This window comes from Vibrio ziniensis (assembly GCF_011064285.1).
In the GTDB taxonomy this organism is placed as follows: Bacteria; Pseudomonadota; Gammaproteobacteria; order Enterobacterales; family Vibrionaceae; genus Vibrio; species Vibrio ziniensis.
This window is the reverse complement of record NZ_CP049331.1, coordinates 1,732,906-1,750,939: the sequence shown is the minus strand read 5'-3', so window position 1 is coordinate 1,750,939 and position 18,034 is coordinate 1,732,906. Positions and strand designations below refer to the sequence as shown.

General features: G+C 41.1%; 17 protein-coding genes. 15 read left to right on the top strand and 2 right to left on the bottom strand.

Translation table 11 applies throughout. The features are described 5' to 3' along the window. Position 1 precedes the first annotated feature (1 nt). The 12 genes from G5S32_RS08030 (at position 2) to G5S32_RS07975 (ending at position 11,563) form a co-directional block, all read left to right on the top strand. The gene (locus tag G5S32_RS08030; RefSeq protein ID WP_165311517.1) at positions 2-1,519 is read left to right on the top strand and encodes a fumarate hydratase; all 1,518 of its coding nucleotides are present in this window, start codon (positions 2-4) and stop codon (positions 1,517-1,519) included. A gap of 115 nt (positions 1,520-1,634) precedes the next feature. After that, positions 1,635-1,820: a hypothetical protein gene (locus G5S32_RS08025; RefSeq protein WP_165311516.1), complete on the top strand. Its 186-nt coding sequence runs from the start codon at positions 1,635-1,637 to the stop codon at positions 1,818-1,820. 112 nt (positions 1,821-1,932) lie between these two features. After that, the gene (locus G5S32_RS08020; protein WP_165311515.1) at positions 1,933-3,312 is read left to right on the top strand and encodes a YcjX family GTP-binding protein; all 1,380 of its coding nucleotides are present in this window, start codon (positions 1,933-1,935) and stop codon (positions 3,310-3,312) included. After that, complete coding sequence (locus tag G5S32_RS08015) at positions 3,309-4,331, top strand: YcjF family protein (RefSeq protein WP_165311514.1); 1,023 nt, start codon at positions 3,309-3,311, stop codon at positions 4,329-4,331. The genes G5S32_RS08020 and G5S32_RS08015 overlap by 4 nt, the downstream gene beginning before the upstream one ends. 102 nt (positions 4,332-4,433) lie before the next feature. Next, a complete protein-coding gene (gene tyrR, locus G5S32_RS08010; protein WP_165311513.1) occupies positions 4,434-5,978 on the top strand; it encodes a transcriptional regulator TyrR in 1,545 nt (514 codons plus the stop codon). After that, on the top strand, positions 5,978-6,556 hold the full coding sequence (rimJ, locus tag G5S32_RS08005) for a ribosomal protein S5-alanine N-acetyltransferase (RefSeq protein WP_246201089.1): 579 nt from the start codon (positions 5,978-5,980) through the stop codon (positions 6,554-6,556). Before tyrR ends, rimJ begins: the two co-directional genes overlap by 1 nt. 1 nt (position 6,557) lies before the next feature. Further along, positions 6,558-7,148 carry an HD domain-containing protein gene (locus tag G5S32_RS08000; RefSeq protein ID WP_165311511.1) on the top strand — a complete coding sequence of 197 codons (591 nt, stop codon included), beginning with the start codon at positions 6,558-6,560 and terminating at the stop codon, positions 7,146-7,148. A gap of 9 nt (positions 7,149-7,157) precedes the next feature. After that, positions 7,158-7,631 (top strand): DUF2947 domain-containing protein, encoded by a 474-nt coding sequence (locus G5S32_RS07995; protein WP_165311510.1) that lies wholly within the window; start codon positions 7,158-7,160, stop codon positions 7,629-7,631. Between the two features lie 256 nt (positions 7,632-7,887). After that, the gene (locus tag G5S32_RS07990) at positions 7,888-9,306 is read left to right on the top strand and encodes an SLC13 family permease (protein ID WP_207621622.1); all 1,419 of its coding nucleotides are present in this window, start codon (positions 7,888-7,890) and stop codon (positions 9,304-9,306) included. Between the two features lie 15 nt (positions 9,307-9,321). Beyond that, positions 9,322-10,656, top strand: a complete 1,335-nt coding sequence (locus G5S32_RS07985; protein ID WP_165311508.1) for an ATP-binding protein — start codon at positions 9,322-9,324, stop codon at positions 10,654-10,656. Next, positions 10,643-11,116: a response regulator gene (locus G5S32_RS07980; protein WP_165311507.1), complete on the top strand. Its 474-nt coding sequence runs from the start codon at positions 10,643-10,645 to the stop codon at positions 11,114-11,116. Before G5S32_RS07985 ends, G5S32_RS07980 begins: the two co-directional genes overlap by 14 nt. Before the next feature lie 168 nt (positions 11,117-11,284). Beyond that, the gene (locus G5S32_RS07975) at positions 11,285-11,563 is read left to right on the top strand and encodes a DUF4242 domain-containing protein (protein WP_165311506.1); all 279 of its coding nucleotides are present in this window, start codon (positions 11,285-11,287) and stop codon (positions 11,561-11,563) included. 194 nt (positions 11,564-11,757) lie between these two features. Here the strand turns inward: G5S32_RS07975 and G5S32_RS07970 are convergent, their stop codons facing one another. Then, entirely contained in the window at positions 11,758-12,933 is a 1,176-nt protein-coding gene (locus G5S32_RS07970) for a sugar efflux transporter (protein WP_246200999.1), read from the bottom strand. A 228-nt stretch (positions 12,934-13,161) separates the two neighbouring features. On the opposite strand from G5S32_RS07970, the gene G5S32_RS07965 reads away from it, so the two are divergent. Beyond that, a complete protein-coding gene (locus G5S32_RS07965; protein WP_165311505.1) occupies positions 13,162-13,344 on the top strand; it encodes a hypothetical protein in 183 nt (60 codons plus the stop codon). A 117-nt stretch (positions 13,345-13,461) separates the two neighbouring features. On the opposite strand, the gene G5S32_RS07960 is transcribed toward G5S32_RS07965, so the two are convergent. After that, complete coding sequence (locus G5S32_RS07960; protein WP_165311504.1) at positions 13,462-13,863, bottom strand: NUDIX hydrolase; 402 nt, start codon at positions 13,861-13,863, stop codon at positions 13,462-13,464. A gap of 421 nt (positions 13,864-14,284) precedes the next feature. Between G5S32_RS07960 and G5S32_RS07955 the strand changes: the two genes are divergently transcribed. Both G5S32_RS07955 and G5S32_RS07950 read left to right on the top strand, forming a co-directional pair. Next, positions 14,285-15,394 (top strand): response regulator, encoded by a 1,110-nt coding sequence (locus tag G5S32_RS07955; RefSeq protein ID WP_165311503.1) that lies wholly within the window; start codon positions 14,285-14,287, stop codon positions 15,392-15,394. Between the two features lie 6 nt (positions 15,395-15,400). Further along, the gene (locus G5S32_RS07950) at positions 15,401-17,848 is read left to right on the top strand and encodes a sensor histidine kinase (RefSeq protein WP_165311502.1); all 2,448 of its coding nucleotides are present in this window, start codon (positions 15,401-15,403) and stop codon (positions 17,846-17,848) included. Positions 17,849-18,034 lie beyond the last annotated feature (186 nt).

Below are 18,034 nucleotides of genomic sequence, written 5' to 3'. Positions count from 1 at the left end.
AATGACGGTAATACGCAAACAAGACGTAATCAGTAGTGTAGCTGATGCTCTACAATACATTTCTTACTATCACCCACTAGATTTTGTCAAAGCCCTAGAAGAAGCCTACAACAAAGAACAAAGCCAAGCTGCTAAAGATGCTATCGCGCAAATTTTGATCAACTCTCGCATGTCTGCAGAAGGCCATCGTCCTATTTGTCAGGACACAGGTATTGTTACCTGTTTCGTGAACATCGGTATGGCAGTTCAATGGGACTCTACTGATATGACGGTTCAGCAGATGGTGGACGAAGGTGTTCGTCAGGCTTATACCAATCCTGATAATCCGCTACGTGCATCTGTACTGATGGATCCTGCTGGTAAACGTATTAACACTAAAGACAATACGCCAGCTGTTGTGCATATCAATATGGTTCCGGGTGACAAAGTTGAAATTCAAATCGCGGCTAAGGGCGGCGGTAGTGAAAACAAAACTAAGATGGTAATGCTTAACCCGTCTGACGATATTGCAGAATGGGTAGAAAAAACCTTACCGACGATGGGTGCAGGCTGGTGTCCACCGGGTATGCTTGGCATAGGCATTGGCGGTACTGCTGAAAAAGCGGCAGTTCTGGCAAAAGAATCGTTGATGGAACACATCGATATCCAAGAGCTGATTGCTCGTGGTCCACAAAATGCGGAAGAAGAATTACGTATTGATATCTTTAATCGTGTAAACCGATTAGGTATTGGTGCGCAAGGTCTTGGTGGATTAACAACTGTTGTTGACGTAAAAATCAAAAGTGCACCAACACACGCAGCGTCTAAGCCAGTCTGTTTGATTCCAAACTGTGCTGCAACTCGTCACGTTCATTTTACCCTTGATGGTTCAGGCCCGGCAGAATTGACTCCACCGAAGCTAGAAGACTGGCCGAAAATTACTTGGGAAGCAGGTTCAAATACTCGTCGAGTAAACCTAGATACCGTAACTGCGGAAGAAGTTCAGTCTTGGAAAACCGGTGAAACGGTACTGTTATCTGGTAAGATCCTAACTGGACGCGATGCGGCTCATAAACGTATCCAGACTATGCTACAGAATGGTGAGAAACTGCCTGAAGGTGTTGATCTGAAAGGTAAGTTTATCTACTACGTAGGTCCCGTAGATGCGGTGGGAGATGAAGCAGTAGGTCCTGCGGGTCCAACCACATCGACACGTATGGATAAATTTACTGACATGATGCTAGAAGAAGTAGGTATCATGGGTATGATAGGTAAAGCAGAACGTGGCGCAGCAACGGTTGAGTCAATTAAAAAACACAAAGCGGTTTATTTAATGGCGGTGGGTGGTGCAGCTTACCTTGTTGCGAAAGCCATTAAGAAAGCTCGCGTGGTTGCGTTTGAAGACTTAGGTATGGAAGCGATTTACGAGTTTGAAGTTGAAGACATGCCAGTAACAGTCGCAGTTGATTCAACTGGCGCAAATGCTCACCAGATGGGCCCAGATACTTGGCGCGTAAAAATTGCTGAAGCTGCCAAGTAATTCTTAACAAAGATATTATTAACCAATAAATCACAAAAAGTGCAGCGAAAGCGGCACTTTTTGTCTATATAATAATTTAATAATATCTAACTTATTGAAACGTCAGGAGAGCATCATGCCTCGCTTTATAAAAATTCTTCAAATCCTTATCGCAGTGGTGATCGGTGCCTTCACTGGCTACGATTTGATTTTACATGGTATCAGCATTTTTGATGATAAGTACGTAACGATTACTTTGGTACTATTCGTCATGCTGCAAATTACCTTATTTGTCATCTATAAATTAATTGAAGAAGACTAATACTATTAACAATGAACACTAAGCCTCTGATTTTATTCAGAGGCTTTTTTATTCATCTCGTATTAAGATTAACAGCGTCATCATGCACTAAAGATTTTCTGGGAGACTGTAAATGAATCGAATTCGCCAAGAAGTGAATGACTTAATTAATCGTGGTTTAGATGCGCATGTGAGATTGGCTGTAACGGGGCTTTCTCGCGCAGGGAAAACGGCATTCATTACGTCTTTGGTGAATCAACTGCTTCATACTTCAACCCATGACAATCTCCCTCTACTTGGTGCCGCTCGTGACAAGAGAATCATTGGTGCTAAACGAGTTCCGCAGACCAATCTTATGGTGCCACGTTTTGACTATGATAATGCTTTGGCGCAACTGCAATCTTCGCCACCACAATGGCCGATACCTACTCGCGATGTCAGTGAGATACGACTTGCCATCAAATACAAAACCAAAAAGCGAACCAAAAAGCTTCTAAGCAGTGTATCAACTCTATATCTGGATATTATCGATTATCCGGGGGAGTGGCTGCTTGATTTGCCTATGCTTGAGCTAGACTTTGCTACTTGGTCTGCACAACAATTCAATGCCATACACGGTATTAGAGCTGAATTGGCAAAGCCTTGGGTAGAAGAGTTAGATAAGCTCGATCTCACTGTAGAGGCAAGTGAGAAAACCTTGGCTCACATTGCTGCGCTTTATACGGATTACCTGCATAAGTGTAAGGAGTCTGGCCTTCATTGGGTGCAACCGGGAAGATTTGTGTTGCCCGGGGAACTGGAAGGCGCACCAGTATTACAGTTCTTCCCATGTCGAAATCTTAATGGTGAAACAAAAGCGGACAAGCACAGTGTATTAGCGCTGCTAAAAAGACGTTATGAGGAGTATCAAAATAAAGTAGTTAAGGCGTTTTACAAACACCATTTTTCTACCTTTGACCGTCAAATTGTATTGGTAGACTGTCTTTCGCCTCTCAATGCAGGTCATGAGTCCTTTATGGATATGCGCAGTGCTCTAGATCAAATCATGCATAGCTTCCGATATGGGAGAAATGGTCTATTAAAACGTATTTTTTCGCCTAAGATCGACAAAGTTCTGTTTGCTGCCACTAAAGCGGATCACATAACTCCTGATCAATATGGAAATTTGGTGTCGCTGCTTCAGCAGATGATTCATCCTGCTTGGCAGTCAGCGGCCTACGAAAATATTGAAATGAGCTGCATTAGTATGGCATCGGTTCGAGCGACCAAGTCAGGTCATATTGATACCAATGATGGTAGGATTCCTGCCATACAGGGCGTCACTGAGACTGACGAGCCTATCACTTTGTATCCGGGAGAAGTACCAAGTAAGCTACCAAATCCGGATTTCTGGTTAAATAACCATTTTGATTTCACTTCATTTAGACCAATGACGTTAAGTCAAGATCAGCCTTGTCAGCATATACGTATAGACAAAGCTTTAGATACCTTGATTGGAGATAAATTGAAATGAGCGATTTAAAAGCGAAACAAGTCTTCACTCAGTCTTTAGAGCAAGAGAAAGGCAACATTGAGTTCACTGCGCAAAAACAATTTTCTCAGCAACAAAAATTCGTTCCTTCAGTTACCGAAATTGAAGAGACAGAAGTTGAAATCCAGTTAGAACAGATTATCCGACCTAAACGAGGACGTCGCTGGTTAGCGACCAGCTTGCTGGTGGGATTTAGTGGGTTAGTGACATGGCAAGCTTTGGATTCCGTCGTTCAAGCAATTCAAAGCGAAGATTGGCTGAGTCTCGGTTGGTCGGGATTTGTTGTCACGCTTGCATCACTTGGACTTGGCGCCATTGGGCGAGAACTTTGGAAACTGCGCAAATTGCGCAATCATTTTTCTATTCAAGAGCAGGCTGAAACTTTGATGACAAAAGACTTGGTAGGTCAGGGCGAGGTGTTTTGTCAATCGCTCGCAAAGCAAAGTGGTGTGTTATCCTCGGCTCCCGCTTATCAGCGTTGGAAAAACAGTGTCACAGATAGTCACAGTGATGCTGAAATTTTAGATATGTATGACGCATTGGTTGTGAGTGAACAAGATAAAAAAGCAACTCAGCTCGTATCTAAATTTTCGACTGAAGCGGCGGCATTGGTAGCGATTAGTCCATTAGCCCTCGCGGATATGTTGTTGGTAGCATGGCGTAACTTCGGCATGATCGATCAGCTTGCACAGCTTTACGGAGTGGAGCTTGGCTACTGGTCTCGCTTAAAACTGTTTAAGTCTGTACTGGTTAACATGGCTGCAGCAGGTGCAAGTGAACTGGTGATCGACGCTAGTATAGATCTGCTCTCTATGGATTTGGCAGGGAAAGTGTCAGCACGCGCTGGGCAAGGTATTGGCGTGGGTATTTTAACGGCTCGTCTGGGTTTAAAAGCAATGACGTTATTACGACCGTTACCATGGCATAAAGATCGCGTTGTAAAATTAAGTGCAATTCGTAAGCAAATCGTTGCAAAAGTCACCGCGCTGACCGTGAAATAAGATAAAGCACACTGTAAACACACAGATTACTTGACGCTTATCAGACCTTGATAGAAACTACTGTCAACTTTTCGTGACACTTTCTTATTGGGAAATTATTCAGTGCGCCTTGAAGTATTTTGCGAAGACAGACTTGGTCTAACTCGAGAGCTACTCGACATACTCGCCTCTAAAAATATCGATTTACGTGGTATTGAAATCGATATTTCCGGAATTATTTACTTAAACTGCCCAGACATTGATTTTGAAACGTTCAGTGAATTAATGGCTGAAATCCGCAGAATTTCCGGCGTTAAAGATGTACGCAAAATTCAGTTTATGCCGATGGAAAGGCACAACACAGAGCTTATCTCCTTACTGAACAACCTTCCTGATGCTGTTTTATCTATTGATCTTAAAGGTTCAGTGGATATGGCAAACCATTCTGCATTGTCTCTGTTCAATAAAGAGAGTGGTGATATGAATGGTGTACATATCTCAGCACTGTTACCTAGTTTCAATTTTCAACGTTGGATTGAAGGTAGTAAGTCACGCTTGCGTGAAGAAATTGTGTTAGATGGTTTGGATTATTTAATGGAAATGATGCCTGTGTATATCACCGGTGAATCCAAAGAGTCGACCTTTGCTAGTGCCATGATGATTATTCGCCCTCGTGTAAGTGCAGTTACGACCGAAACCCAGCTTTCTTTGCACAATAACTTGGGATTTGAACATTTTGTTGGTGTATCTAACAGACATAAAGCGCTTATCACACAAGCGAAGAAGCTTGCGATGCTTGATCAGCCTCTATTGATTGAAGGTGACACTGGTACAGGTAAAGAAATGCTTGCGCGTGCTTGCCACAATCGCTCTGATCGTGCGGATTATCCTTTTTTGGTGTTGAGCTGTGCTTCAATGCCAGATGATGTTGCAGAAACCGAATTGTTCGGTCACGCGCCGGGTTCGTTCAACCACGAGCAAGGTCATAAAGGTATTTTCGAGCAAGCCAATGGTGGTACCGTATTACTCGATGAAATCGGCGAGATGAGCCCGCATTTACAAATTAAACTACTACGCTTCTTGCAGGATGGTACGTTTCGCCGTGTGGGTGAGGAACATGAAATTCACGTGGATGTGCGCGTTATTGCTTCTACTCGTTACAAATTGGCCGAGTTGGCAGAGTCAGGTAAGTTTCGAGAAGACCTCTTCTATCGCTTAAACGTACTCACGTTGACCATTCCACCACTTCGAGAGCGCCCTAGTGATGTTCAGCCGTTATTAGAGTTGTTCATCGCTAAACACACGGCTAAATTGAGTATGGTGAAACCAAAACTCGATGAAGGTTTACTTGACCAACTCGCTTTATATCAGTGGCCGGGTAATATGCGCCAGCTTGACAACATGGTGTTACGAGCGTTAACAGAACTTCAAGATGATGTTCTGACGGTTGAGCTATTCCATCTACCGCAGCTAGAAAACAGCAATGCAGGAGTGACGAGTATTAACCTTGATGGTTCTTTAGATGACATTATGAAAGAGTACGAAGCTCAAGTGCTTGATCGTTTGTATCAGTCTTTCCCTTCTAGTCGTAAACTGGCTAAACGTTTAGACGTGTCACACACATCGGTTGCTAATAAGCTTCGAGATTATGGAATTAAGAAACGTTGATTGAATCTAACAGTACACCTACGTCAGTTTGTGAAACAGATGGCGAAATATTATTGGTTACCGCTCAACTTAGTGATGCTGAACGTATTGCGCAATACTTCAGAGACAACCGTGAGCATTTAAAGCCGTGGGATCCTGTCCGAGAAGATGCTTTTTTTACCACTGGGGGTTGGCAGCAAAGATTGCTGAAACTTTCAGAGGTACACAAGTTGAGTTTGGGTTTTTACTTGCTCATTATTGATATCAAGACAGATAAAATGCTTGGCACCATTTCGTTTAGTAACCTCAACCGTTTTCCAATACATACTTGTAATGTCGGTTATTCGTTAGCTCATATCGCGCAAGGAAAAGGAACCATGACGCGTGCACTACAGATGGCATGTAACTACATGTTTTCTTTTCAAAATATGCATCGAATCATGGCGGCTTATATTCCACGCAATAAACGTAGTGAAAGTGTGTTAGAGCGAGTGGGTTTCTTGCATGAAGGGCATGCCAAAGATTACATTCTGATAGATGGAAAATGGGAAGACCATAACCTGATGTCTTTGATAAACGCGTATTGGAAAGAGGAATAAAATGAATCAGCGACTGCAACAACAGCTCAATCTTGTATTGGAGTTAGATAGATTAAAATCGGTGTTGCGTCGTACCCGAATTCAATGTGCGGATGACAGATTGGAAAACAGTGCTGAGCACAGCTGGCACGTTGCTATGATGGCCCTAGTCATGCAAGAGCACGCTAATGAACTAGTCGATATCAGCCGAGTGCTGAAAATGTTGTTGATGCACGATATGGTTGAAATTGATGCTGGCGACACCTTTGTATATGATTCTGCAGCGTCAAAGGAGCAGGAAGCCAAAGAACTTGCTGCTGCACAAAGACGGTTTGGACTATTGCCACAAGAACAGGGTGAAGAACTGTTTACTTTATGGCGTGAATTTGAATCCGCACAAACCGCAGATGCAAAATTTGCGAAAGCACTCGACCGATTAATCCCGATGATGCTCAATTTTAATAATCAGGGTATTGGTTGGCGCGAGAATGGCGTAACTCGCCAACAAGCATTAACCGTGAATCGCCGTATTGACGATGGTTCACATACGCTGTGGGAATATGCGCAGCAAATGATTGAACAAGCCACCGAAAACGGATGGCTCAAAGCTTAAGGACATTCCATGTCGTATTTGCCTTTGGATGATTACCAAAGAAAATGGATTTTCACCCATCAATCTATGCCAGTTCCGGAAGAGGATTTGGTGCAGATTAAACCTATGGCTCAGCTTCGCGCAGCTCAGTATTGGAAAGAAAATTTGAGCTCACAAAGTCCAGATGCAGAACGTTTCAGTTCTCAAGACTGGCCGAGTAAAGCGGGCAGTTGGTCTAATGAAGTCGACTGGATGACAGAGTGGGAGAGTGATGATGAAGCTCTACCTCAAGCGGTATTAGAACATATAGACTGGCAGGATGATGTTACCGTCTATTTCTGTTATGAAAAATACAACGTAATAGAAACCAAATGGTCTGTGTTCAAACGTCATTGGAAGAACTTCCTTTTCTACGATGATGGTCCAATTCTTCTCGGTCGTCGCCGCAAAGAGGCGTTGTGGTTTAAAACCAATGGCAAAGTGAAACTTGGCCTGCATGAGTAAAGATTGCTCAACGAATCATAAATCCGGCTTAGGCTGGATTTTTCTTTTTCATCATTTATTTATCTTTATGTAATTCTTTTCTAGTGTGTTTAAGCCCTCATTTTTGACATGTTATTTTGAAGGAATGTCGGATCGTTGATCTCACGCCTAATTTTTTGTTTTTGCTCTTCCATAATGTAGCCATTGATTTGAATTCTGGAGTCTAAACTCTAGTGTTTGAAATTGGATTAACCTGCTGCTAGGAAGAGTGTCCATGATACGCCCCTACTTAAAATTCATTATTCCAATTGCAATTCCGCTACTGATCTTACTTATGCCGTTGTCGGCTTTTCCATTTGATGGCCTGACATTGATTCAGCAACGCGTTATCGCGATTTTCTTACTGGCAGCATTGCTTTGGGTGTTTGAGCCGATACCAATATATGCCACATCGGTAGTCATTATTGTCCTTGAGCTGTTGATGCTGTCTGATAAAGGGCTGATATTGTTTCGTTTAAATGAATCCCGGCCGGAGTTTGGACATCTGCTTAAATACAGCGACATTATGGCAACGTTCGCAAGCCCCATTATCATGCTTTTCCTTGGGGGGTTCTTCTTGGCGATGGCGGCCACTAAGTACCGCTTGGACGTTAACTTAGCGCGTGTGTTACTCAAGCCTTTCGGGCAAAATCCTAAATACGTCATGCTGGGTTTGATGCTGATTACTGGTGTGTTTTCGATGTTTATGTCAAACACAGCGACTACAGCAATGATGCTGTCGATTTTGGCACCTGTGATTGCGGTTTTTGGACCAAAAGATCCGGGGCGAATTGCATTTGCACTCTGCATTCCTGTGGCAGCCAATATTGGTGGTATAGGAACGCCAATCGGGACACCACCTAACGCTATAGCGCTTAAATATCTCGTCGGAGACAATCTGATCACCTTTGGAGAGTGGATGGCGTTCGGTGTGCCGTTTGTGATTGTGATGATGGCGCTATCTTGGTTCTTGATTTGCTCTTTATACCAAGCAGATCAACAAAAAATTGAACTCACGATTAAAGGTAAATTTCTAAAAACACCGAAAGCTTTGGTGGTGTATATAACCTTCGCCGCCACGATACTGCTTTGGTTGGTTGGGGATCTACATGGTATGAACTCTTATACCGTAGCTTTGATTCCAGTCGCTGTGTTTTCCGTTACTGGCATAATCAACAAAGAAGATTTAAAAAAAATATCTTGGGATGTGCTGTGGTTAGTTTCAGGTGGTATCGCTCTAGGCTTAGCTCTGGATAAAACAGGCCTAGCTGAGTTGGTTGTTCACAGTATCCCATTTGGTGAGTTTTCACCTTATGTGGTGTTGTTTGGCGCGGCTTTTCTATGTTTGTTGATGGCGAACTTTATGTCTCATACTGCAACCGCTAACCTACTGATGCCGATAATGGCTGCTTTGGGTGCGTCAATGACATCACTCAATTCATTAGGTGGCGAGGTTACTTTGATTCTTGTCGTTACCTTTGCCGCATCTTTAGGTATGTCTCTTCCCATCAGTACACCACCAAATGCTTTGGCGCATGCTACGGGGTATGTACAGAGTCATCAGATGGCAAAAGTTGGTGTTGTGTTAGGAGTGGTAGGTGTAATGCTAAGTTTTGTAATGGTAGCTGCACTTCATATGGTTGGGTTCATTGGTTAGTTGACGATTAATAACATGAACGAGCAAGAACGCACACTGGTTGAGCGATATTTCAGAAGTAGTGAACGAACGATAACCTTGCCAGCTGGGAGTAAAGTTCTTCAGCAGGACGGTTACAACGACCGGCTTTACTACGTGCATTCCGGTGAATTGTCTGGAGATTTTGAAGAGCACGAAGGGCGTCATGTCAAAGTGTTCTCAGCGTCAAAAGGGGCATTTATTGGTGTACACAGCTTCTTTTCTGGAAACTGGACGGCGTCTTCGACGGTTATTGCTCAAACGGATGTCACGCTAAGTTGGATTGATAGACATTGTGAAGCTGTAGAGGAAATAAAATACGGGTCTCTCAGTACGCAGTTTATGCCAGTGATGGTCGCTGAACTTAACCGTCGCCAACGACGTGCTCATCAGGAGGCCGTCGCCAAAGAGAAAGCTCTGGAAAAATTACATACAGCAGAGCAAATGACAACATTGGCACAGCTCGCAGCAGGTATCTCTCACGAGCTGAATAATGCCATTGGGGTTGTGAGCAGTAAAAGTGAACGTCTTGAAAGCTTGTTTATGGAGTTGCTAGAAGAGGTTCATCCTGAAGCGAGTCAGTTTTTTGATTATGGATTGATGCATGGGCAAAAAGTCTCTTCGAGTGAGGCAAGAAGACGAGGCGCAATTTTAGAACATAAGTATCAGTTGCCAAAGAATGTTGCCAGAGAGTTGGCTAGAGCAGTGCCAGAAGATGAGCTTTCTTTGCATTGGTTGGATAATCCTCATCTTGCCATTCGCTACTGGCAAATGGGGCGTGATTTGCATGATTTACGTGTCGCCGCAAGCCATACCGTAGGGATTGTAAAGTCGGTAAAACAGCTTGCAAGAAGTGAAGTCAATTTGGATGAGGTGCTGGATGTCAACGACACCATAAATCGTGCGCTTACTTTATTGCAAAGTGACTTACGTAGAGTCTCTGTTCGTATGAGGCCAGGTAAGTTACCAAGATTAAAAGGGTCACAAACGGAGTGGGTTCAGGTTTGGGTGAACATCATTAAAAATGCGTGTGACGCTATGATGGTGACATCAGAGCCAAGGCTAGATATCCAAACGAAGTTTAGTAAGCACCGTCTATTGGTCACCATAACCAATAACGGACCGGAAATAGACGAAGTTACAAGACGGAAGATCTTTCAACCAAGTTTTACGACTAAAAAAGATGGCTTGTCGTTTGGATTGGGTTTGGGCTTGTCGATAGTGAAACGAATTGTCTCAGGCTACGGTGGCAGTATTGCGGTAAAGAGCGACCAAGGCGCAACGATTTTCAGAATAAAGTTACCAGTAGAGGATGATCATGGAGAAACTTAATATCATATGCGTGGACGACCAAAGGGAAGTACTGAGCGCGGTGTTGCAAGACCTTGAGCCTCTTTGCTTTTGGTTGAATATTGAAGACTGTGAGTCAGCATCCGAAGCTTTAGATCTTATGGATGAACTAGATTCTGACGGAGAACACATTGCGTTAGTGATTTCTGACCACGTTATGCCAGAAAAAACAGGTGTTGAGTTCCTTACTGAAATTAGTGGCGATCCACGCTTTACTCATACCAAAAAAGTACTGTTAACGGGTCAGGCAACGCATTCTGATACTATCAATGCAATCAATAGCGCCGGTATCAATCGATATTTTGAAAAACCGTGGGGAACAAGCGAATTAATAGAATGTGTTCGGACATTAGTGACGGAATATATCTTCGATATAGGCCTTGATTATACTGAGTGGCAAAGTGATTTAGACCAATCTGTTTTACTGAAGAAATTGCATTAATATTTATTTATCAGAGTATTAGATTATGTTTGGGTGTATTTGGTAGTTTAGAATACAGCTAGACGTTGTAACATTTTGATAATTAGTTGATTTGCGAATAATTCTTATTTTTATATTTACCTCTAAAGCTTTTGAACTAGAATTTAACTGATCTAAAAGGAGGTAATTATGCCTAAATATGTTATCGAAAGAGAAGTTGAAGGTGCTGGTAATTTAACATCGAAAGAACTTCAAGAAATTGCTCAAACGTCTTGTGGAGTGCTACAGCAACTTGGCCCAAAAGTACAGTGGCAAGAGACGTTTGTTACTCCGAACAAAATTTACTGTGTGTTTATCGCGGAAAATAAAGAATTAGTCCGTAAGCACGCTGAAATGGGTGGTTTTCCTGCCAACCAGATCAACGAGGTTACATCTGTTATCGATCCTACCGCAGCTGAGGTAGCCTAGTAAAATAGGGTGACGTCTGTTCTTTAATTACTCCTAAATTTAATGTTTAGGAGTAATTATAATTGATATGTTGCGAGCACCTTTCTTTCACCAATGTAACTATTTTTTCAAGTCACTCACTTACAATAATTCACACTCAGATGCACATGCTTGTAAGGTGTATATTTGTTAAGTATTTAACATCAACCTGATTGTTAGGCACACTGTATTTTACGTTGTTCATTTGCAATATAAGCATCGAAAAGTATCAAACCGATAAACGAGCAAGTAATAGCCCCAAGACATAGCAACAGTGGCGCTTTAAAGCCAAAGTACTGAGAAATAATACCCATAGTGCTGGTTCCAATCATAGTTCCAACAAGCATGGCATTAGTATAAAACGCCGAAGCTTTACCCACAGAACTTGGTGCAAAATCCTGCATGATCGTAATACCCAAACCAACAAAAATGCCGAAAAAAAGCCCGTTCAAGGTTTGAAGTGCAAAGAAGATATTCAATGATGTGTTGAAATACATTCCGATATAGAAAACTGCACCCGCTATAAAGCCCAATCGGATTACTTGGCTTTTACCAAAACGTTGTGCCCAACCAACAGCTAGAAGCATTACTGGTATTTCTACTGCGGCCGTTATCCCCATAAAAATGCCGGGATAGGATTTTGAAAAACCAAGTTCTTGAGTCATAAACAAAGGCATGGCGTTGATGTAAGTGCTGTTGGCTATGTTCGCAAGCAGCACCACAACACCAAGTAGCCAAACTGCCATCGGTAGCTTGGTTTTTGGTTTGTTCTTAATTTTATCGGCTTCAATGACCGGTGCCTTGAACAGAAAAACAATCCATAACAGAACGAATCCTGCGATTGCCGCTGAGATATAAAAGTTGTTATCAAAGCCAAATTGGTCAACGGACAAAAACGCCAAAGGTGGACCAAATATCCAAAGAAATGAAACAGAAGAGCGCATTTGAGAGTTCATTTTTGCACTGTTCTTACCAGTTGAATCTGCATAGCGTCTTATCACCGTTAAGATAAGTGGAATAGAGCTAGATGCAAGAGGCATCAATACACATCCGATAGTGATCGCATGCCAAAACTCTGTAGCAAAGGAAAACATCATGGCTGCAGAAAAAATGCCAGCTAAAGAGACGACAAGCAAAAGCTTGCTGGAAACCCCTTTATCAATTAATCCAGTCAATTTCTGACTTACAACAATTGTCATCAGTGCTGTGAGGGACGTATAGAGCCCAATAAGAGCAGGTTCAGTATGGAGTTCGCTTACAAGAAACAAACTCATAATGGGCATAATAAAGGCAAAAGCAAGTGCAGTAAGTCCATTCATAGCGAATAGAACTGGAGTTTGGGTCTTGAACAACGTTTATCTCCTTATGGTGTGAGCTGTGAGATATATCACTTAAAAGACTGTTTGGTAAGCTTTTTATTAGAGATATGTATTAATTACGAATTAATAGGATAATAAATGTGTGATGAATAACTCATTTTTGGTGAAACTTAAGTTTCATTTTTAGCAGGTGCAAGAGTTTGATAAAGGGAATAACGTTGTTGAAACAAATAATTTACACAATAACAAAGAGAGTCGCTGATGAAAGTACTGATCAAATACACGCAAGCTGGAAAATACCGAGATCAAGAGTGGGAAAGTTTAACTGCTCGAGAAGTTGGCGACATTCAAGCTGTTACACCACCTTTTGCCGCTCAACTGATTGGTCAAAACAAAGCATGCCTGATTAAAACTGAAAATGACGAAATTGTTTTTCATGCCTAAAATGATAACGCTTTCTTCTATCCAGTGGATGCTGCAAAAATTTAACTTGCATGATTGTGACTTTGAAAGTCACATAGCAAAGCAGCAGTGTTTACCGCATCGAAAAAGAAAACTGAATTACGATTGATATAAATACGGGCTTACACGACCAATTTCTAAAAGTGCAAGTTTGTCAGCTTCCGTTGCAACTGGTGCATTGTCTATAGGATACCAAGCAACGGCATCTGCTTCTAGTGAGAGAATTGAACCTTCCCACTCAGTAATAACGTAGTAATGAAGCAGCTGCAGTTCGATGGTAGGGTGGTAAAGTGAACAGAGGAACGTTGCGTTGTTAGGAACCACATCGAGTTCTTCTTTGATCTCCCTAAGTAGAGCTTGCTGTTGTGTTTCACCGTATTCTAAATGTCCACCGGGTATTGCAATCAAACCAGGATCCGTTTCTTTAGACTTCGAACGTTGCTCTAATAGTACTTGTCCATCTTTAACAAAGATGAACGACACACACTCAAATACTTCCATTTCATTCTGTCCATTTGATGGTACTTCGTTTGGTATGTGAGCATACCATGTTCATAGCTCATCAAAACGTCTATTTTAACAAGATGTCAACTTCAGCTTCTTTTAGTGCGAATTAAATTATCGAAATATTAATAAGTTAATAAATTATTAGAGTTAAAGATCTAAATTAACGATGATTCATTTAATAATAATGAATGGCCAAATTAAATAAAAGAGTATTTACTCCAAAATGATTTATTTGTTTCAGCTATCTAAATAATCCGATTTATGTCACAGCCTTTTAATATAATAAAAGTTATATATCATGAACAAGCAGTTTCTAATTAAAACAATTGCTTGTTTATATTGATTATTAGAATAAAAATAAATTCAACTCGTCGCATGGCAATACATTTATAATCAATAATATAAGGAAGAAGAGATGTATCAATCTTCATCTTACACACCAACATTGCTTGTTATAGACGATATCCCAGAAAACCTTAGCTTAATGTATAAGCTACTAAAAGATGACTACAAAGTTAAAGGCGCTAACAGTGGTGATAAAGGTTTAGCCATCGCTAGAAATGATAAGCCTGATCTCATTTTACTTGATGTGATGATGCCTGATATGGATGGCTTTGAAGTTTGTGAGTATTTGAAAGAAAACCCTGCAACCAAAGACATTCCGATCATCTTTTTAACTGCGAAAACTGAAAGTCTTGACGAAAGGAGAGGGCTTGAGCTTGGCGCTGTTGACTATATAACCAAGCCAATTGTACCCGAAATAGTAAAGGCTCGTGTTAGTACACATGTATCGATGAAAATAGCTTCAGATTTTCTAAAGGGAGAGAACGAGTCTTTAGAAAAAGAAGTCCAAAGAAGAACTCGGGAAAGTATTAAGCAAATTGAAGAGTTGCATGCCATTCAAGATGTGGCTTTCAACGCTATGGTTTCGTTAGCAGAAACCCGCGACAATGAAACTGGAAACCATATTAGGCGGACACAACTCTATATTAAGTTGCTTGCTAAACGTCTTAGCATGAACCCTTCCTACTCGAGTCAGTTAAATGACAACACCATAAATTTGCTTTACAAGTCAGCTCCCTTACATGACATAGGAAAAATAGGCATTCCAGATCATATCTTGCTTAAGGATGGCAAGTTGACGACTGAAGAATTCGAAATAATGAAAACCCACACTACCATTGGCTTTGAAGCTATTAATAAAGCAGAAGAGATCAATGGTAAAGCGATGAGTTTTCTACGTGTCGCTAAAGAAATCGCTTATTCACACCATGAAAAATGGGATGGGTCGGGCTATCCGCAAGGATTAGTGGGTGACAGTATTCCTCTCTCAGCTCGTCTAATGGCGGTTGTTGATGTTTATGATGCATTAATTAGCAAACGGATTTATAAGCCACCGTTTTCTCATCCCGAAGCTATTAATATGATTGTAAATGGCAGAGGTACTCACTTTGACCCGAATATTGTTGATGCCTTCCTAGACGTGACCGATGAGTTTAATGCTATTGCCCTACGTTACGCGTGATATGTTATGACGAAAAAAGATCAATTAAGTGTCCAGTCTTGGGTATGGCGTTCTATGGTCAAAACAGGGGTTATCCCATTAGTTTTGGTTGAGATCGCTTTGGTTGCTATTTACTTAGTGAGTAACCATTTTATTAGCTCCGACAACATGAACTATATCCGTTCACAGGTCGATAATGAACTCAATATTGCTTCCACAATGGAAAGTGATTTAGTGCGAGAGAGAATCAATGCAATATCGCGTCTCGCTGAGATATATAGAAAGGAAACAGAGCGAGTATTAACAGAAAAACTCGATATCGAAGACGTAGATATGTCCAATTTGGCTTTCAGCGATAATGGTGTTTTATATAGTAAAGAAGACAGAGGTGGATCAGCATCCTTTTATTCATCTTATACTGAAAATAATAAAAAGGATGTCAATAAGGTATTTAAGCTTGCACGGTTAGATCCTTTAATGAAACAAATAAAAAATAGCGATCCGTTTATTGCTGCTGTCTATTTTAATAGTTGGGATTCCTACAACCATATTTATCCTTGGTTCCAAACATTTGAACAGTACCCAGTAGATATGAATATTCCTGAATACAATTTTTACTATTTAGCCATGGATAAATATAACCCTAGAAGAACTGTGGTTTGGACGGATGTCTATTTTGATCCCGCAGGCCAAGGTTGGATGACTTCCGCTATTGCACCTGTTTATAACGAGGGGATATTAGAAGGGGTTATTGGGTTAGATATTACTGTCGATACCATAGTCACCAATATCCAAAACTTGATCGTTCCTTGGAACGGTTATGCCATGTTGGTTAGCAGTGAGGGTTCAATTATGGCTCTACCGCCAAAGGGCGAAAAGGATCTGAATATTAAGGAACTGAAACATCAGGATTATGATGGCGCAGTTACTCAAGAGATGTTCAAACCTGAAGTATTTAACCTATTCAAGAGAGCTGACACTGCACCATTGCAGTTCAGATTTAATGAAAAAAAACAAGGGTTGACCAAGTTAGTCCTGAATAATGAAAGCAAATTGGTATCTTGGGGCACCATACCTGAAACTAACTGGAAGGTTCTATTCGTAGTAGATGAACAGGAAATGTACCAAGAGTCGATGGAGTTAAAAGACAAATACCAAAGTATTGGTTACATCATGATATTCGGTTTGATTAGTTTCTATGTTCTATTCCTTGCATTTACTTGGTTGGTCTCAAAACGTATGAGTGAAGCTATTGCTGCACCCCTTTCTCAAATTCGCAATATGTTCTACAAAATGAGTACAGGTAATTTCGATGTTTCTCATGAGAAGTTTCATCTTAAAGAGCTAAATGACACAGCCAATGCCACCATAAGAATGGGTAACAGATTAGGTAAGCTGACGAGCGAACTCAAAACCGCCAAGGTCGAAGCTGTAGAAGCCAATATTGCCAAAAGCCAGTTTATTTCTAATATCAGTCATGAAATAAGAACACCGATGAACTCTATATTAGCCCTATCAGATATGCTTTTGGCAAAAGCGGTGAACGGTGATCAACGTGACTCTCTAATCAGAATTAAAAAATCTGGCGAGCATTTGTTATTGGTGATTAATGATGTTCTAGATTTGTCGAAAATTGAGTCAGGGCGGCTGCAAATAGAAACGATCCCTTTCGATGTTTATTCCATCGCTCAGGATGTCTACGAGTTATTCGAAACAAAAGTATCTGCCAAACGACTAGGTTTTCACGTTAAAGTAGAGGAAAACATTCCAACCTTAATGGGAGACCCGCTACGAATTAAGCAAGTTTTGCTTAATTTTGTAAGCAATGCAGTTAAATTCACAGGTAACGGTGACATCAGTATTAATATAGGTGTGATTGCAACTCTTCCGAGTAAAAAGAGAATTCGTATTGAAGTGGCCGATACAGGTATTGGTTTGACGAATGAAGAGCAGTTGAAAATCTTCGAAAGCTTTCAACAAGCGGATGCTTCAACCACACGCAAGTATGGTGGTACAGGATTAGGGCTAACTATTTCTCGTAGCATTGCTCAACTAATGGGCGGTGAAATCGGTGTAGAAAGCACCGAAGGTGAGGGTAGTACATTTTGGTTCGAACTCATTCTAAAAACACATACCGAGTTTAGTGAAGACAAACCTAATGGCTCATTACAACTCAGTAATAGCAGTCATCAGGAAATTTACCGACAAACTGAAGTTGAGGTTTCCGAAGACATCGATCTTGAAAATATTCTTGAAAAGTTCACCTGCCTCAATGAGTTGCTAAAAGAAAGTAACCTAGCCGCAGAAGATTATTATTTTGAGCAAAAATCTCTTTTCGACACGGTTGTTCCTAACTGCAGCATTCAATTAGCGGAGTTCATCACACGTTGCGACTATACCAATGCGTTAAATGTAACTCAGCGGATCGAACAATCCCTCGTTGAAAAAGGACTGAAAAATACTGAGTGCCGTTAGCGATTTTCAATATGAGCTGTTGGAATTAGCGTCGCATATTTAATATTTGAGAAAATAATATGAGAAATTTAGTTATGCATCTTTAGGCATTGTTTCAACTTCTGTCTATAGTTAACAGCATGTTAGCTGAATTTAGCTAGCATGCTTTCGTCTAACTAAGGATAGAATTATGAAGACAAACGTCAG

Bases quoted from the DNA above. Each gene is read 5' to 3' on its own strand.
- G5S32_RS08015 (WP_165311514.1), top strand. From the start codon at position 3,309: ATGAGCGATTTAAAAGCGAAACAAGTCTTCACTCAGTCTTTAGAGCAA.
- G5S32_RS07985 (WP_165311508.1), top strand. From the start codon at position 9,322: ATGAACGAGCAAGAACGCACACTGGTTGAGCGATATTTCAGAAGTAGT.
- G5S32_RS08025 (WP_165311516.1), top strand. From the start codon at position 1,635: ATGCCTCGCTTTATAAAAATTCTTCAAATCCTTATCGCAGTGGTGATC.
- G5S32_RS08000 (WP_165311511.1), top strand. From the start codon at position 6,558: ATGAATCAGCGACTGCAACAACAGCTCAATCTTGTATTGGAGTTAGAT.
- G5S32_RS07995 (WP_165311510.1), top strand. From the start codon at position 7,158: ATGTCGTATTTGCCTTTGGATGATTACCAAAGAAAATGGATTTTCACC.
- G5S32_RS07955 (WP_165311503.1), top strand. From the start codon at position 14,285: ATGTATCAATCTTCATCTTACACACCAACATTGCTTGTTATAGACGAT.
- G5S32_RS07950 (WP_165311502.1), top strand. From the start codon at position 15,401: ATGACGAAAAAAGATCAATTAAGTGTCCAGTCTTGGGTATGGCGTTCT.
- G5S32_RS07975 (WP_165311506.1), top strand. From the start codon at position 11,285: ATGCCTAAATATGTTATCGAAAGAGAAGTTGAAGGTGCTGGTAATTTA.
- G5S32_RS08020 (WP_165311515.1), top strand. From the start codon at position 1,933: ATGAATCGAATTCGCCAAGAAGTGAATGACTTAATTAATCGTGGTTTA.
- G5S32_RS07980 (WP_165311507.1), top strand. From the start codon at position 10,643: ATGGAGAAACTTAATATCATATGCGTGGACGACCAAAGGGAAGTACTG.
- G5S32_RS07965 (WP_165311505.1), top strand. From the start codon at position 13,162: ATGAAAGTACTGATCAAATACACGCAAGCTGGAAAATACCGAGATCAA.
- G5S32_RS08030 (WP_165311517.1), top strand. From the start codon at position 2: ATGACGGTAATACGCAAACAAGACGTAATCAGTAGTGTAGCTGATGCT.
- G5S32_RS07960 (WP_165311504.1), bottom strand. From the start codon at position 13,863: ATGGAAGTATTTGAGTGTGTGTCGTTCATCTTTGTTAAAGATGGACAA.